Origin of the sequence: Citrobacter sp. Cpo091 (genome assembly GCF_030332645.1) — a bacterium.
Classification (GTDB): domain Bacteria; phylum Pseudomonadota; class Gammaproteobacteria; order Enterobacterales; family Enterobacteriaceae; genus Citrobacter; species Citrobacter portucalensis.
In genome coordinates this window covers 17,612-33,003 of sequence record NZ_JAOWHL010000032.1, presented here as the reverse complement: position 1 = coordinate 33,003, position 15,392 = coordinate 17,612, and the positions used below count along the sequence as shown (strand labels likewise).

The 15,392-nt window shown below is 55.2% G+C and carries 17 protein-coding genes and 1 riboswitch; of the genes, 9 read left to right on the top strand and 8 right to left on the bottom strand.

The features are described 5' to 3' along the window. Window positions 1-341: 341 nt before the first annotated feature. Together purH and purD are read left to right on the top strand one after the other, a co-directional pair. Window positions 342-1,931, top strand: coding sequence for a bifunctional phosphoribosylaminoimidazolecarboxamide formyltransferase/IMP cyclohydrolase (purH, locus tag OGY04_RS10230; protein WP_100271658.1), 1,590 nt, complete (start codon window positions 342-344; stop codon window positions 1,929-1,931). Between the two features lie 15 nt (window positions 1,932-1,946). After that, window positions 1,947-3,236, top strand: coding sequence for a phosphoribosylamine--glycine ligase (purD, locus tag OGY04_RS10225; protein ID WP_286585225.1), 1,290 nt, complete (start codon window positions 1,947-1,949; stop codon window positions 3,234-3,236). Here purD and zraR read toward each other — a convergent pair. Together zraR and zraS are read right to left on the bottom strand one after the other, a co-directional pair. After that, window positions 3,233-4,558 (bottom strand): sigma-54-dependent response regulator transcription factor ZraR, encoded by a 1,326-nt coding sequence (gene zraR, locus OGY04_RS10220; protein WP_286585224.1) that lies wholly within the window; start codon window positions 4,556-4,558, stop codon window positions 3,233-3,235. The two genes, purD and zraR, sit on opposite strands and share 4 nt — an antisense overlap. 5 nt (window positions 4,559-4,563) lie before the next feature. After that, window positions 4,564-5,949 (bottom strand): two-component system sensor histidine kinase ZraS, encoded by a 1,386-nt coding sequence (gene zraS / locus OGY04_RS10215; RefSeq protein ID WP_286585223.1) that lies wholly within the window; start codon window positions 5,947-5,949, stop codon window positions 4,564-4,566. Between the two features lie 57 nt (window positions 5,950-6,006). Here zraS and OGY04_RS10210 point away from each other — a divergent pair, with 57 nt between their 5' ends. Together OGY04_RS10210 and zraP are read left to right on the top strand one after the other, a co-directional pair. Then, the gene (locus OGY04_RS10210; RefSeq protein WP_286585222.1) at window positions 6,007-6,195 is read left to right on the top strand and encodes a hypothetical protein; all 189 of its coding nucleotides are present in this window, start codon (window positions 6,007-6,009) and stop codon (window positions 6,193-6,195) included. 18 nt (window positions 6,196-6,213) lie between these two features. After that, a complete protein-coding gene (gene zraP / locus OGY04_RS10205; RefSeq protein WP_032945657.1) occupies window positions 6,214-6,657 on the top strand; it encodes a zinc resistance sensor/chaperone ZraP in 444 nt (147 codons plus the stop codon). A gap of 61 nt (window positions 6,658-6,718) precedes the next feature. Here the strand turns inward: zraP and OGY04_RS10200 are convergent, their stop codons facing one another. From OGY04_RS10200 to nudC, 6 genes are all read right to left on the bottom strand, one after another. Next, on the bottom strand, window positions 6,719-7,411 hold the full coding sequence (locus tag OGY04_RS10200) for a DUF1481 domain-containing protein (protein ID WP_032945667.1): 693 nt from the start codon (window positions 7,409-7,411) through the stop codon (window positions 6,719-6,721). An 11-nt stretch (window positions 7,412-7,422) separates the two neighbouring features. Beyond that, window positions 7,423-7,695, bottom strand: a complete 273-nt coding sequence (gene hupA / locus OGY04_RS10195; RefSeq protein WP_001044509.1) for a nucleoid-associated protein HU-alpha — start codon at window positions 7,693-7,695, stop codon at window positions 7,423-7,425. 186 nt (window positions 7,696-7,881) lie between these two features. Further along, window positions 7,882-8,472, bottom strand: a complete 591-nt coding sequence (locus tag OGY04_RS10190; RefSeq protein ID WP_003842015.1) for a YjaG family protein — start codon at window positions 8,470-8,472, stop codon at window positions 7,882-7,884. 33 nt (window positions 8,473-8,505) lie between these two features. Further along, the gene (nfi, locus tag OGY04_RS10185) at window positions 8,506-9,186 is read right to left on the bottom strand and encodes a deoxyribonuclease V (RefSeq protein WP_048237131.1); all 681 of its coding nucleotides are present in this window, start codon (window positions 9,184-9,186) and stop codon (window positions 8,506-8,508) included. A gap of 9 nt (window positions 9,187-9,195) precedes the next feature. Then, a complete protein-coding gene (gene hemE / locus OGY04_RS10180) occupies window positions 9,196-10,260 on the bottom strand; it encodes a uroporphyrinogen decarboxylase (RefSeq protein WP_003826889.1) in 1,065 nt (354 codons plus the stop codon). Between the two features lie 50 nt (window positions 10,261-10,310). Beyond that, a complete protein-coding gene (nudC, locus tag OGY04_RS10175) occupies window positions 10,311-11,084 on the bottom strand; it encodes an NAD(+) diphosphatase (RefSeq protein WP_003033074.1) in 774 nt (257 codons plus the stop codon). 96 nt (window positions 11,085-11,180) lie between these two features. Here nudC and OGY04_RS10170 point away from each other — a divergent pair, with 96 nt between their 5' ends. From OGY04_RS10170 to thiS, 5 genes are all read left to right on the top strand, one after another. Continuing rightward, entirely contained in the window at window positions 11,181-11,669 is a 489-nt protein-coding gene (locus OGY04_RS10170; protein WP_032945654.1) for an Rsd/AlgQ family anti-sigma factor, read from the top strand. A gap of 50 nt (window positions 11,670-11,719) precedes the next feature. Continuing rightward, window positions 11,720-11,842: riboswitch (TPP riboswitch) on the top strand. Between the two features lie 83 nt (window positions 11,843-11,925). After that, window positions 11,926-13,824, top strand: a complete 1,899-nt coding sequence (thiC, locus tag OGY04_RS10165; protein WP_286585220.1) for a phosphomethylpyrimidine synthase ThiC — start codon at window positions 11,926-11,928, stop codon at window positions 13,822-13,824. After that, the gene (thiE, locus tag OGY04_RS10160) at window positions 13,824-14,459 is read left to right on the top strand and encodes a thiamine phosphate synthase (RefSeq protein WP_286585219.1); all 636 of its coding nucleotides are present in this window, start codon (window positions 13,824-13,826) and stop codon (window positions 14,457-14,459) included. The genes thiC and thiE overlap by 1 nt, the downstream gene beginning before the upstream one ends. Continuing rightward, window positions 14,452-15,210, top strand: coding sequence for a HesA/MoeB/ThiF family protein (locus tag OGY04_RS10155; protein WP_003826902.1), 759 nt, complete (start codon window positions 14,452-14,454; stop codon window positions 15,208-15,210). Before thiE ends, OGY04_RS10155 begins: the two co-directional genes overlap by 8 nt. Next, entirely contained in the window at window positions 15,191-15,391 is a 201-nt protein-coding gene (gene thiS / locus OGY04_RS10150) for a sulfur carrier protein ThiS (protein ID WP_016155307.1), read from the top strand. Before OGY04_RS10155 ends, thiS begins: the two co-directional genes overlap by 20 nt. The last annotated feature ends 1 nt before the right edge of the window (window position 15,392 follow it).

Genomic DNA, 15,392 nt, shown 5'->3' with positions numbered 1-15,392 from the left:
TGGAGGCGCATTATAGGGAGTTTCCTGCGGCCCGCAACCCTTAAATGACAGAAAAATGACTGACTGCTGCATTCCACAGCGAAACCCCGCTTTATACCCATTTACACACAGAGTTATCCACAAACCACACGATCGTTTCTACGATCCTCTCGTTATATCAGCATCCTTCAACAGAAAAAGAAGAGGTCAAAATCGAAAATTAAAAATTCGCGAGCGTTGCGCAAACGTTTTCGTTACAATGCCCCCGCAAAACAAGGATGCCCCGTAAGGGGCGTTAGCTGAGTTTTTAGCCAAGAATTCACCTAACGCTCTCTGTAATAGTCAAATCCAGGGGATTTACCATGCAACAACGTCGTCCAGTCCGCCGCGCTCTGCTCAGTGTTTCTGACAAGGCCGGTATCATCGAATTCGCTCAGGCACTTTCCGCACGTGGTGTGGAGCTGCTGTCTACAGGTGGCACTGCGCGCCTGTTAGCGGAGAAAGGTCTGCCAGTGACCGAAGTTTCCGATTACACCGGCTTCCCGGAAATGATGGATGGACGCGTGAAGACCCTGCATCCGAAAGTCCACGGTGGCATTCTTGGTCGTCGCGGTCAGGATGACGGAATTATGGAACAGCACGGTATCGCCCCTATCGATATGGTGGTTGTAAACCTGTATCCGTTCGCCGAGACAGTGGCACGCGAAGGCTGCTCGCTGGAAGATGCGGTAGAGAACATTGATATCGGCGGCCCGACCATGGTGCGTTCCGCAGCCAAGAACCATAAAGACGTAGCGATCGTTGTGAAGAGCAGCGACTACGACGCCATTATTAAAGAGATGGATGCCAACGAAGGCTCCCTGACTCTGGAAACCCGCTTTGACCTCGCGATTAAAGCCTTCGAACACACCGCCGCCTACGACAGCATGATTGCCAACTACTTCGGCAGCATGGTTCCGGCTTACCACGGTGAGAGCAAAGAGGCCGCCGGTCGTTTCCCGCGTACGCTGAACATGAACTTCATTAAGAAGCAGGATATGCGCTACGGCGAGAACAGCCACCAGCAGGCTGCCTTCTATATAGAAGAGAATGTTAAAGAAGCGTCCGTTGCCACCGCGCAGCAGGTACAGGGCAAAGCGCTTTCCTACAACAACATCGCCGATACCGACGCGGCGCTGGAGTGCGTGAAAGAGTTCAGCGAGCCAGCCTGTGTGATCGTTAAGCACGCTAACCCGTGCGGCGTGGCGGTAAGTACCTCTATTCTCGACGCTTACGACCGCGCCTATAAAACCGACCCGACCTCCGCATTCGGCGGCATCATCGCTTTCAACCGCGAACTGGATGCCGAAACCGCGCAGGCAATTATCTCCCGTCAGTTCGTGGAAGTGATCATCGCCCCGTCCGCAACCGAAGACGCACTGAAAATCACCGCCGCCAAACAGAACGTTCGCGTTCTGACCTGCGGTCAGTGGGCACAGCGTGTACCGGGCCTCGACTTCAAACGCGTTAACGGCGGTTTGCTGGTTCAGGACAGGGATCTGGGGATGGTGAGCGAAGGCGAACTGCGCGTGGTGTCCAAACGTCAGCCGACCGAGCAAGAGCTGCGCGATGCACTGTTCTGCTGGAAAGTCGCCAAGTTCGTGAAATCCAACGCCATTGTTTATGCCAAAGAGAACATGACTATCGGCATAGGCGCAGGCCAGATGAGCCGCGTGTACTCCGCAAAAATCGCCGGGATTAAAGCGGCTGACGAAGGTCTGGAAGTGAAAGGCTCAGCAATGGCCTCTGACGCCTTCTTCCCGTTCCGCGATGGTATTGATGCTGCCGCCGCCGTTGGCGTGAGCTGCGTTATCCAGCCCGGTGGTTCTATCCGTGATGACGAAGTCATTGCCGCTGCCGATGAACACGGTATCGCGATGATCTTTACCGACATGCGCCACTTCCGCCATTAATCCACGGAGCAGACGATGAAAGTATTAGTGATTGGCAACGGCGGGCGCGAGCACGCCCTGGCCTGGAAAGCCGCACAGTCCCCGCTGGTTGATACCGTTTTTGTCGCACCGGGTAACGCCGGTACCGCACTGGAGCCCGCGTTGCAGAACGTGGCTATCGGCGTCACCGATATTCCAGCTCTACTGAGCTTTGCCCAGAACGAGAAAATTGACCTGACCATCGTCGGCCCGGAAGCGCCGCTGGTGATTGGCGTGGTCGATGCGTTCCGCGCCGCTGGCCTGAAGATCTTCGGGCCAACCGAAGGCGCTGCACAGCTGGAAGGCTCCAAAGCCTTCACCAAAGATTTCCTCGCCCGTCACCAGATCCCGACGGCGGAATATCAGAACTTCACTGAGATTGAGCCAGCGTTGGCCTATCTGCGTGAGAAAGGCGCGCCGATCGTCATCAAAGCTGACGGCCTGGCCGCCGGTAAAGGCGTTATCGTGGCGATGACGCTGGAGGAAGCAGAAGCCGCCGTTCATGACATGCTGGCAGGTAACGCTTTTGGCGATGCGGGCCACCGTATCGTTATCGAAGAGTTCCTCGACGGCGAAGAAGCGAGCTTTATCGTCATGGTCGACGGCGAGCATGTGCTGCCGATGGCCACCAGCCAGGACCACAAACGCGTAGGCAACGGCGACACTGGCCCGAACACCGGCGGTATGGGGGCTTACTCACCAGCGCCGGTGGTAACTGATGAAGTGCATCAGCGCACCATGGAACGCATTATTTGGCCAACCGTAAAAGGTATGGCGGCGGAAGGGAATACCTACACCGGTTTCCTGTATGCGGGTCTGATGATCGACAAACAGGGCAATCCGAAGGTTATCGAGTTCAACTGCCGCTTCGGCGACCCGGAAACCCAGCCGATCATGCTACGCATGAAATCGGACCTGGTGGAGCTTTGCCTGGCCGCCTGCGACGGCAAGTTGGATGAGAAAACCTCCGAGTGGGACGAACGCGCCTCGCTGGGTGTCGTCATTGCTGCCGGAGGTTATCCAGGTAACTACAACACCGGAGATGAAATCCACGGTCTGCCGCTGGAAGAAGTAGAAGACGGAAAAGTGTTCCATGCAGGCACAAAACTCGCCGAAGGCGATCGCGTGCTGACCAGCGGCGGTCGCGTGCTGTGCGCCACCGCCCTGGGTCATACCGTGGCTGAAGCGCAGAAACGCGCTTACGCCCTGATGACCGACATCCGCTGGGATGGCAGCTTCAGCCGTAACGACATCGGCTGGCGCGCCATTGAACGCGAGCAACGCTAACGCGAAATTTTCGCCAGCAGCGTTTTACGCGTAATGCCTAACTGACGGGCGGCTTCCGTTTTATTGCCGCCCGTTTTTTCCAGCGCCGCCAGAATCACCTCTTTTTCGACATCCACCAGCGGTTGGATCTCGCCACTGAATTCCGTTTTTATCGGCGTCGCGGCAATCGACATCGGCAGCTCGCGTTCGGAAATATATTCCCCCGTCAGCAGCACCACCGAGCGCTCAATCGCATTTTCCAGCTCACGAATATTGCCCGGCCAGTCGTAGTGGATCAGCAGATCCATCGCCTGCGGAGTAAAGCCTTTTACCGCTTTACGGTTACGCGCGGCAAAACGCTGGAGAAAATGTTCGGCTAGCAGCGGAATATCTTCCCGGCGCTGGCACAGCGCTGGCATTTCAATGGTGACGACGTTCAGGCGATAGTAGAGATCCTGACGAAAGCGCCCGGCACTGACTTCCTCTGCTAGATCGCGATGCGTAGCGGCGATCAGCCGGACATCAACCGCAATAGTCTGATTGCTACCAACGCGCTGCACTTCTCGCTCCTGGATAGCCCGCAGCAGACGCACCTGCATCAGCGGTGAAATATCACCGATTTCATCAAGAAATAACGTGCCGCCATCAGCTTCCACAAAGCGACCTTCCCGCCGTTTATCCGCCCCGGTAAACGCCCCTTTCTCGTGACCAAAAAGTTCGGACTCCAGCAGCGATTCATTAAGCGCCGCGCAGTTGAGTGTCACCAGCGGTTTATCGCGACGGGCGCTGCTGGCATGCAGCGCCCGGGCCACCAACTCTTTCCCCGTACCGGAGTCTCCGTGAATAAGCACCGTAGCATCCGAGGGCGCAACCATCGCGATTTCATTGAGCAACTTCTGCATCGCCGGACTACTGCCAATCATGCCAAACTGCGCAGCCGACGCCGATGGCAGTTCAGCGCCCGTTTCCCGCGTATGCGCCAGCGCCTTTTCCAGCGTCTCCTGCAGACGGTCAAAATCCAGCGGCTTGATTAAGTAGTCCAGCGCCCCGGTTTTAAGCGCCTCTACGGCGGTCTCCACACTGGAGAACGCCGTCATGATCAAGACCGGAATCGCCGGATTCAGCGCTTTAATCTCTTTCAGCGTTGCGATGCCGTCCATCTCCGCCATGCGTACATCACACAGCACTAAATCAAATACGCGTTCGCGCACCTGTTCCAGCGCCGCTCGCCCGCTATAGGCCAGCGCGACCTCATAACCCCAGCCGCGCAGCAGCGCCTGTAAAATGGTGCAGTGGCTGATATCGTCATCTACCACCAGAATATTGATTTTTCCGCGCGTCATCCTTGTTAATCCTGTTGTTTCGCTTTGGTCGGCAGCCAAAGGGTAAAGGTCGCGCCTTTGCCCTCAACGCTTGCCACCTGAATGGTGCCACCGTGCTGTTCGATAATGTTCTGCACTACCGCCAGCCCGAGGCCGGTTCCGTCAGCTTTGGTCGTAAAGTAAGGCGTAAAAATGGCCTCCAGCTGTTCCGCCGCAATCCCCTTCCCACTATCGGTAACCACAATTTTAACGCGTTCGCCGCTGCTTTCATTCGCTTCAACCGTGATCGTGCCCTGACGACCAATCGCATGAATGGCGTTCAGATACAGATTCAACAAAACCTGAGTCAGTCGGTCAGGATCGGCCTGGATAGCGGGCAGCGTACAATTGGCCGAAAAGCGGAGCTGGATTTCCCGGCTTGCCGCATCCTGACTCACCAGGTGTAATGAGTGGGTGATAACCTCATTGAGATCCACCTTTTGCAGCGTCAGATGTGCAGGTTTCACCAGCTCCAGCAACTCGCTCACCACCCGATTTAAACGATCCGCCTCTTTCGCCATCACCTGTGCCAACTCGTGCGACTCGCCTCCTGCCGGGGTTCGCTCGGCAAAATACTTCGCTAACCCTTTGATCGATGAAAGCGGGTTACGAATTTCATGTGCCACCCCAGCCGCAAGATGACCGAGTGCTAACAGTTTTTCTTTACGCTTCATCGCATCCTGGAGTTCTTTGTACGAGCGCTGATAGCGCTGATACCAGAAGAACGTCAGCACGGTGGCCAGCAACACAGCCGCCAGCGCAGAGAGGACTATCAGTGTGTTACGCCACTCCCTTGCCTGAGTCGCTGTCAGATCGCTGGCATCAAAGGCGATAAATATGGTTTGTGCTGAGGAGATAAGCTGCCCGTCATTGCTGGCACAGCGCGCCATGCCGTGGCGTCCTGGACCATACATCGGCTGAAACTGGCGATAAATTTCCAGTGCTGGCGTTTTTTCACCATCCCTCGCTGGAATTTCAATATTCCGCCAGCTTTCTTGCTCCCCAGGACTAAGCTGTCGCAGGACATCCGATGAATAGAGCGTTTTGCCGACCATCGCGGAATTGCTGTGGGTAATAATGACACCATGCTCATCGACGACAGCAAACCATAGCACGCCAGGCTGTACAGCCATTTCCTCCAGTAGCGTCTGCTGTTGTGCATGATGCATGCGCATCCCCATGCCTACGCGCGTACCAGACTCCAGAGCGCGAATGAGCACGCTGCCTTTTTCCAGTAGCGTTTGCCGCGCGGCGCCACTTTCCCGCCCATAGTCCCGAATGGTCATAATCGAAAACCAGCCGACCAAAACCAGGATTGCCACCAGCAAGAGTCGGCTCAACCACTTTGCCACCGTATCCTTATAAAGACGCATACGCTCTCCCTTCACCCCGCTTGTTCCTTTCATCGTTGCAGGTATACAGCAGAAATCATGCCATTTTTTCCCCCTGATAACCCTGCCCTCAGACACAAACAGCTGAAAGTAACGGGTAAAAATGACTCGCTGGCGCGTTCTGGCGAGTCATTTTTACTCGTTTCCCTGCAAAGACGGCGGGTACAACGCCCGCAGGACTGGGATTACCGCTTTGGCACGGAAGATGCAAAAGGGAATGTAAGCTAACCAACAGGAGAACGAACGATGAAACGGAACAACAAACTGGCACTGATTGCACTTTCTCTTATCGCACTTGGCTCCACCCCGGTACTGGCACAGAATCACTGGGGATATGGCGACGGAATGCAGCAACGGGGCGGTACGCCAATGACCGCTGAGCAGCAGGCTGCCGCACAGAAAATCTATGATGATTATTATTCCCAGACCAGCGCGTTGCGCCAACAGCTGACATCCAAACGTTATGAGTACAATGCACTATTAACGGCCAGCTCGCCGGACACGGCAAAAATTAACGCCGTTGCAAAAGAGATGGAAGCGTTGAATCAGTCTCTGGACGAGCAGCGCGTTAAACGTGATGTCGCAATGGCGCAGGCTGGCGTGCCACGTGGCGCGGGAATGGGCTACGGCGGATGCGGCGGTGGCGGTAACCATCGCGGCGGCGGCCATATGGGAATGGGCCACTGGTAAAAGACTTAATGCCTGATGAAGCTATACGGATCAGGCCTGCTGATTTCCTGTATTCAGGTTTTCAGAAAGTTTTGGCTGTAGGCTGCCAGTGACAAAAATCTTCATTGGCGACCAGCAGTAGCTGCGACCCTTCGGGCGCTTCCAGCCATGCCACACTCACCTCTACGGATGAATGTCTCTGGCGGCGCTCGATATGGTTTATCGCCCACGACTCCAGGTCTGGCTTCAGCGTTTCACCTTCACAGGTTGTGACCGTGTTATCCGCATGCCAACGTCCCTGACGCAATATCACCCGCCCCTGACGCAGCGCATCGCTGGTCTGGCGAATTTGATCGGCTCGATAGCGGTAAAGCGCGATTTGATCGCTGGAAAGCTGCTGCTTTTGCCCGTCGACTTCACGCTGCATGAAGCTCAGTTCGCCCCGGTCATCGAAGCGTATACGGACATGTTCAGCCGGTTTACTGTAAACGTTGAGTTCTATCAGAGAGAGCGAATCACCCTGCCAGCGGTATTCACTGGTAGTGGTTTCGCCTTTACGCCACGGACTAAATACCGAGAGCAAGTGAACATCGTCACCAGAGTCTTTACGCCAAATGCGTACCGCCCCCTGATCGCCAACATAGCCGCTGGCCGTGAAAGGAGGAAGCTCAGAATGGCTACCGCAGGCAGACAGTAACAGAACACCTGAAAGCCAAAGCGTATGACGCCAGATGGACAAAAGGGGCGAAACCGCCCCTTCGTTAAAACTGTTCACTGCCACGCGAATTACTTAACCGCGTCTTTCAGTGCTTTACCAGAAACAAATGCCGGTACGTTAGCTGCGGCGATTTTGATTTCTTTACCGGTCTGCGGGTTGCGGCCAGTGCGCTCAGCACGGTGGTTCACTTTGAAGGTACCGAAACCAACCAGTTGTACAGCATCGCCTTCTTTCAGAGACTCAGTAATAGCAGCCAGAGTGGATTCCAGAGCAGCTTTAGCCTGTGTTTTAGACAGTTCTGCTTTGTCTGCAATTACATCAATCAGTTGAGTCTTGTTCATAAGTTATCCTTACAATGTGTTTATCGCTTGCTAAGCATCGAGTGCGACGGAAATGCCAGAAAAGCACTCTCCTGCATACACGCACCGATAGCCACTTTTTTTCGCCCCCCAAATGTAGACCAGACCGGGGGCGGATGGGAAGCCTTCAGGCACGACAAATCAGGCGTTAAATCACGTTTTGTGGTGTCATTGCTGAAAATTTATACCAATATTGCTCTCGCCAGCCTCGCGCAGGTCTGCACGCAGCCCTTTTATCAGCTCAATATCGCGTTCTTCACAGTCGGCTAAAAGTCGGAAAATTTCCCACTGAATATCCCATTCTTGCTCAACGGCAGGGTTTTCTTTGAGCTCTTCATCGGTCATTTCACGACCAGCCTGAGTCATTTCCAGCATCGCAACCGTCGTAATCGAAGCCTTACTAACTTCGATTGCATGCTCCAGCGTTTCACCGCTAAGACGCGAATGCATCAGTTCGCTTAATGCCACACAAGCATCAATCGCCGGATAAACACCGTACAGATCGTAATCGTCTGCAGAAGGAATGGCCTCTTCAAATTTTTCCAGCTGGCTGTCGAAATTGATTTTCGCGTCTTTAACCGTCAGCGCTTCCCAAATCAGATCCAGAATTCGGCGGTAAATCTGTCCATCGCCAAATTCAGTTTGCTTGCAGAACATGGCGTAGTTTGGGTACATGCGTTCGCACAGACAGGCCATAAACGTGACGTGCTGCCAGCTTTCCAGCTTCTCCAGACGCAGGTGAATCGGATTTTGTAACATGATGAGTTCTCAAATACGGAAATTAGCCGCAGTTTACCCGATATGGGGCGTTTTTGCTGCAAGCCGAGTAAAAGCCGGGCGTTCGGATGCCACTGCATCTGCCCAGCGTGTGGGTTCCGGCAAACGATAGCCGTTCATACAGCGTTGAACCCACGCCAGTGCGCTGTCCATACTCACGCGGTGGCCAGTGGAAATAAACAACGGGTTACAGCGCGCTTTGCTGCGCCAGACCCATGCCAGTTGTTCGCCTTTATCCAGCAACGGCGCTAGCGCACCAGGTTCAGCAGCGAGCGATTCAAACTTGCCGCACAACCGTTTTTTCGCCACACCAATCGTTGGTACGTCCACCAGCAGGCCAAAATGGCTGGCCACGCCCAGACGACGCGGGTGAGAAATGCCATGACCATCAACGAACAGCAGATCTGGCTTGTGCGAGAGCAGTTGCCAGGCGGCCATCAGCGCGGGAGTTTCACGAAAGGAGAGAAAACCGGGAATGTAGGGCATGGTGGTGGCGATACGCGCCACCTTGTATTCGACCAGTTCAAGCGTGGGATACTTCAGCAAAACCATCGCGGCTCGCGTCACTTCGCCACCCTGCTCAAACCCAACGTCCGCCCCGCCGATCAGATCCGGCGGATCGTTCTTCAGACGATCCTCGCGGATCACTGAAGAAGCCAGTTCAAGCTGCTGCGCGCGTAATGACGCGAGATCCATGATGACTCCTTAGCGGTGGTACTGTTCGGACAACCGATGTACCGCCTCCACAAAGACACCCGCATGTTCTGGCGGGACGTCCTGATGAATGCCGTGGCCCAGGTTAAAGACATGCCCTTCACCCTGACCGAATCCGGCCAGAATTGTCGCCACCTCTTCTTCGATGCGGGCTGGCGGCGCATACAGCATGGACGGATCCATATTGCCCTGGAGCGCCACTTTATGACCTACACGACGACGCGCATCGGCAATGTCAGTGGTCCAGTCGAGACCCAACGCATCACAGCCGGTCTCCGCCATCGCTTCCAGCCACTGACCACCGCCTTTGGTAAACAGGGTCACCGGTACGCGACGACCTTCGTTCTCGCGCAGCAGGCCATCAACGATTTTGTGCATGTAGTACAAAGAAAACTGCTGATAGTCGCGACCGGTCAGCACGCCACCCCAGGTGTCGAAAATCATCACCGACTGCGCACCCGCTTTGATCTGCGCGTTCAGGTACAGCGTGACGCTCTTCGCCAGCTTATCAAGCAGCAGATGCAGCGCTTTAGGGTCGGCGTACATCATCTTTTTAATCACGGTGAAGGCTTTGCTGCTGCCGCCTTCAACCATGTAGGTCGCCAGCGTCCACGGACTACCGGAGAAGCCGATCAGCGGCACTTCGCCTTTCAGTTCACGGCGGATAGTACGCACCGCGTTCATCACGTACCCCAACCCATCTTCCGGATCCGGGATCGGCAGTTTGTCGACGTCAGCCTTGCTGGTAATCGGAGAGGTAAAGCGTGGACCTTCTCCTGCTTCAAAATACAGCCCGAGTCCCATCGCATCCGGGATCGTCAGGATATCCGAGAAGAGGATCGCGGCATCAAGTTTATAGCGACGCAGCGGCTGCAACGTGACTTCGCAGGCCAGCTCGGCATTTTTGCACAGCGCCATAAAATCGCCCGCTTCGGCACGGGTAGCTTTGTATTCCGGTAGATAGCGGCCTGCCTGGCGCATCATCCATACCGGAGTGACATCAACGGGCTGGCGCAGCAGCGCACGCAGATAACGATCGTTCTTCAGTTCGGTCATTTTTGCAGTTCCTTATTGCGTCAGTCCATCAGTGTATCACCACTCGCTCTTTACTCGTACTCAGCCCGACACATTGCCACAGTGTCTTCAATCAATCGACGCGCGACAGTACCCGGCGGGGGTAAGAGCGGTAAGTCGTCATAGCGATACCAGTTCGCTTCCAGCAGCTCTTTCGGGTCGATGACGATTTCGCCGCTATCATACTCCGCCATAAATGCGGTCATCAAAGACTGCGGGAACGGCCATGGCTGAGAAGTGACATAGCGCAGGTTTTTCACCTTGATGCCGCTTTCTTCCATGACTTCACGCGCCACCGCCTGTTCTAAGGTCTCACCTACTTCGACAAAACCCGCCAGTACGGTATGCACGCCGTTACGATGGCGAACATGTTGGGCAAGCAGGATGGAATCATCTCGGCGAATAGCGACGATTATGCAGGGGGCAATTTGCGGGTAATAACGTTCACGGCAGTGGCTACAGAGCATCGCCCACTCCGTTTTACTCGGGTGCATGGGATGACCGCAGTAGCCGCAGAATTTATGCGAGCGATAGAACTCCGCCAGCTGTACGCCGCGTCCGGCCAGTTGAAACAGGCCAACATCCTGGTCAATGACCTGGCGCACCGACCCCATATCGTGTCGACGCTGCTGCTGCACCAGCCAGACAGTCTCCCCTTCCCACTCGCCTATTGGCAGCGCGCGCTGACCAATCAGATCAAAACGGGCTGCGTCGCCATAAGGTAGCTCGCCATGAGGTAACCATAACTTTTGCTCATGACTGACGATCCACCAGCCGCTATCTAATTTTTCAATTATACGATCCATATCTCTTGCGCAACCTTTGCTTCACAGGCATGTTGTTTACATTATTTTTACATTTACGGGTGAGCAGTTCCTAAACACCATCTTGCGGAGTCAATCATGCTAAACCAGCTGGAAAGCCTGACGGAGCACGTCGGAGGAAGTAATAAACTGGTTGATCGCTGGCTACATGTACGTAAGCACCTGCTCGTGGCTTACTACAATCTGGTTGGCATTAAGCCTGGCAAAGAATCGTACATGCGACTCAATGAAAAAGCGCTGGATGATTTTTGTCAGAGCCTGGTCGATTACCTCTCCACCGGACACTTCAGTATTTATGAACGTATTCTCCATAAATTGGAAGGGAACGGGCAGCTTTTAAAAGCCACAAAAATTTGGCCGCTGCTGGAAGCCAATACGCAGCTGATCATGGACTACTATGACTCCAGCCTGGAAACTGCGATTGATCATGATAACTTCCTTGAATTTCAACAGGTTTTATCGGATCTCGGCGAGGCACTGGAAGCCCGATTCGTGCTGGAAGATAAGTTGATCATGCTGGTATTTGACGCAATGCACGAGAGTAACACTCTCAAACGTCATGCTTGAGATTTGCGGCATTAACGCGTAGTTTACATTCATTACCTCTTTACTGAGGTTACTTCTTGTCGGAGTGCTTATTTTCCACAGCAGAATGAGTGGAAAAGGCTGAGACCGTTAATTCGGGATCCGCGGAACCTGATCAGGTTAAAACCTGCGAAGGGAACAAGAGTCAATCTACAATAGCATCGCCTCCGGGCGAGCTTCTCTCTTGCTTCATCCGTCGTCTGACAAGCCATATCCTTACTTTTATTTGGAATGAGCTATGTCTGCCACTACTAAACCATCACGCCGCGAACAGCGCGCTCAAGCCCAACACTTTATCGATACCCTGGAAGGGACCGCCTTCCCTAACTCAAAACGCATTTATATTACCGGTTCGCAGCCGGATATCCGCATTCCGATGCGCGAAATTCAGCTCAGCCCAACGCTGATTGGCGGCACAAAAGACAACCCGCAGTTCGAAGAGAACGAAGCCGTTCCGGTATACGACACCTCCGGACCGTATGGCGATCCTGACGTGGCGATTAACGTCCAGCAGGGTCTGGCAAAGCTGCGCCAACCGTGGATTGCGGCGCGTAACGATAGCGAAGAATTAGACGACCAGAGTTCCGCTTATACCAAAGAACGTCTGGCCGACGATGGCCTGGATGAGCTGCGTTTCACCGGCCTGCTGACGCCAAAGCGCGCCAAAGCGGGTAAACGAGTCACCCAACTGCACTACGCCCGCCAGGGAATAGTGACCCCGGAGATGGAGTTCATCGCCATCCGTGAAAACATGGGTCGCGAGCGCATTCGCAGTGAAGTGCTTCGCCACCAGCATCCGGGGATGAACTTTGGTGCACGCCTGCCGGAAAACATCACGCCGGAATTCGTGCGTGATGAAGTGGCCGCGGGACGAGCGATTATTCCTGCCAACATCAACCACCCGGAATCCGAGCCGATGATTATCGGTCGCAACTTCCTGGTGAAGGTTAACGCCAACATCGGTAACTCTGCCGTCACCTCCTCCATTGAAGAGGAGGTAGAGAAGCTGGTGTGGTCGACGCGCTGGGGCGCGGACACGGTGATGGATCTCTCCACCGGTCGCTATATCCACGAAACCCGCGAGTGGATCCTGCGTAACAGTCCGGTACCGATCGGTACTGTGCCGATCTACCAGGCGCTGGAGAAGGTCAACGGGATCGCCGAAGATCTCACCTGGGAAGCCTTCCGCGACACGCTGCTGGAGCAGGCCGAACAGGGCGTCGACTACTTCACCATTCACGCGGGCGTGCTGCTGCGCTACGTGCCGATGACTGCCAAACGCCTGACCGGTATTGTCTCACGCGGCGGTTCAATTATGGCGAAATGGTGCCTTTCTCATCACAAAGAGAACTTCCTGTACGAACATTTCCGCGAGATTTGCGAAATCTGCTCCGCCTACGACGTCTCTTTGTCGCTGGGTGACGGCCTGCGCCCAGGTTCAATTCAGGATGCAAACGACGAAGCGCAGTTCTCCGAACTGCATACGCTGGGCGAGCTGACCAAAATCGCCTGGGAATACGACGTGCAGGTGATGATAGAAGGTCCAGGTCATGTACCCATGCATATGATCCAGCGCAACATGACCGAAGAGCTGGAGCACTGCCATGAAGCACCGTTCTACACTTTAGGACCGTTGACCACCGATATCGCGCCGGGCTACGACCACTTCACTTCCGGGATCGGTGCGGCGATGATCGGTTGGTTTGGCTGCGCGATGCTGTGCTACGTCACGCCAAAAGAGCACCTCGGCCTGCCGAACAAAGAAGATGTTAAACAAGGGTTGATTACCTACAAGATTGCCGCCCATGCAGCTGACTTAGCAAAAGGTCATCCGGGCGCGCAGATCCGCGATAACGCCATGTCGAAAGCGCGCTTCGAATTCCGCTGGGAAGACCAGTTTAACCTCGCGCTCGACCCGTTCACCGCCCGTGCCTACCACGATGAAACCCTGCCACAGGAATCCGGTAAGGTCGCCCACTTCTGCTCCATGTGCGGGCCGAAGTTCTGCTCGATGAAAATCAGCCAGGAGGTTCGCGACTACGCTGCCGCACAAACGATTGAAGTCGGCATGGCAGATATGTCGGAGAACTTCCGCGCCAAAGGCGGCGAAATCTACCTCAAAAAAGAGGAGGCGTAATGTACCAGCCTGATTTCCCGACCGTGCCGTTTCGCCTCGGGCTTTACCCGGTGGTAGACAGCGTGGAATGGATTGAACGCTTGCTGCAGGCGGGCGTATGCACGATCCAACTGCGCATTAAAGATAAGCGTGATGAAGAGGTCGAAGCCGACGTTATGGCCGCCATTGAACTGGGTCGTCGCTATGACGCCCGCCTGTTTATCAACGACTACTGGCGTCTGGCAATTAAGCACCGCGCTTACGGCGTACATCTGGGCCAGGAAGACCTTGAAACCACTGACCTGAAGGCGATTCAGGCGGCGGGGCTGCGCCTGGGGGTCTCCACTCACGATGATATGGAAATCGACATCGCGCTCGCCGCTAAGCCTTCTTATATCGCGCTGGGTCATGTTTTTCCCACGCAAACCAAACAGATGCCTTCCGCCCCGCAGGGACTCACGCAACTGGCAAACCATATTGAACGATTAGCGAATTACCCGACCGTCGCCATTGGCGGTATCAGCCTTGAGCGCGCCCCGGCGGTACTGGCGACCGGCGTCGGCAGCATTGCCGTGGTCAGCGCCATTACCCAGGCGGCTGACTGGCAGGTCGCCACGGCCCAACTACTGGATATCGCGGGAGTGGGCGATGAATGACCGCGACTTTATGCGTTACAGCCGGCAGATCCTGCTCGGCGATATCGCCATTGAAGGCCAGCAAAAGCTACTCGATAGCCATGTGCTGATTGTCGGTTTAGGCGGGTTAGGTTCGCCTGCCGCGCTGTATCTGGCGGGAGCAGGCATCGGAAAACTGACGCTGGTAGACGATGACGACATTCATCTGAGCAACCTGCAGCGCCAGATCCTGTTTACCACTGATGATATCGCACGTTCAAAATCGCAGGTTGCCCAGCAGCGCCTGACGCGGCTCAACCCAGATATCGAGCTGGTGTCACTCCAGCAGCGACTGAAAGGCGATGCGCTTCGGCATGCGGTAGCGCGTGCCGATGTGGTGCTCGACTGTACCGATAACATGGCCACGCGCCAGGAAATTAACGCCGCCTGCGTAACGCTCAACACCCCGCTCGTCACCGCCAGCGCCGTCGGCTTTGGCGGCCAACTGATGGTGCTGACGCCCCCGTGGGAACAAGGATGTTACCGCTGCCTGTGGCCGGACGATGTAGAGCCCGAACGCAACTGCCGTACCGCCGGTATCGTCGGACCAGTTGTGGGCGTGATGGGCACCTTGCAAGCGTTGGAAGCGATTAAATTGCTCAGCGGTATTGAGACGCCCAGCGGAGAGCTACGCCTGTTTGACGGTAAAACCAGCCAGTGGCGCAGCTTCGCACTACGACGCGCCAGCGGCTGCCCGGTATGCGGAGGGCAACATGCAGATTCAGTTCAATGATGAGCCGATGCAGTGCGCCGAAGGACAAACCGTCAGTGGGCTGCTCACTGCGCTTAATCAGCTTAAACCGGGCGCGGCGCTGGCGCTCAATCAGCAGATCCTCCCACGCGAGCAGTGGGAGCAGCAAATCGTGCAGGAAGGCGACCAGATCCTGCTTTTTCAGGTTATTGCAGGGGGTTGAT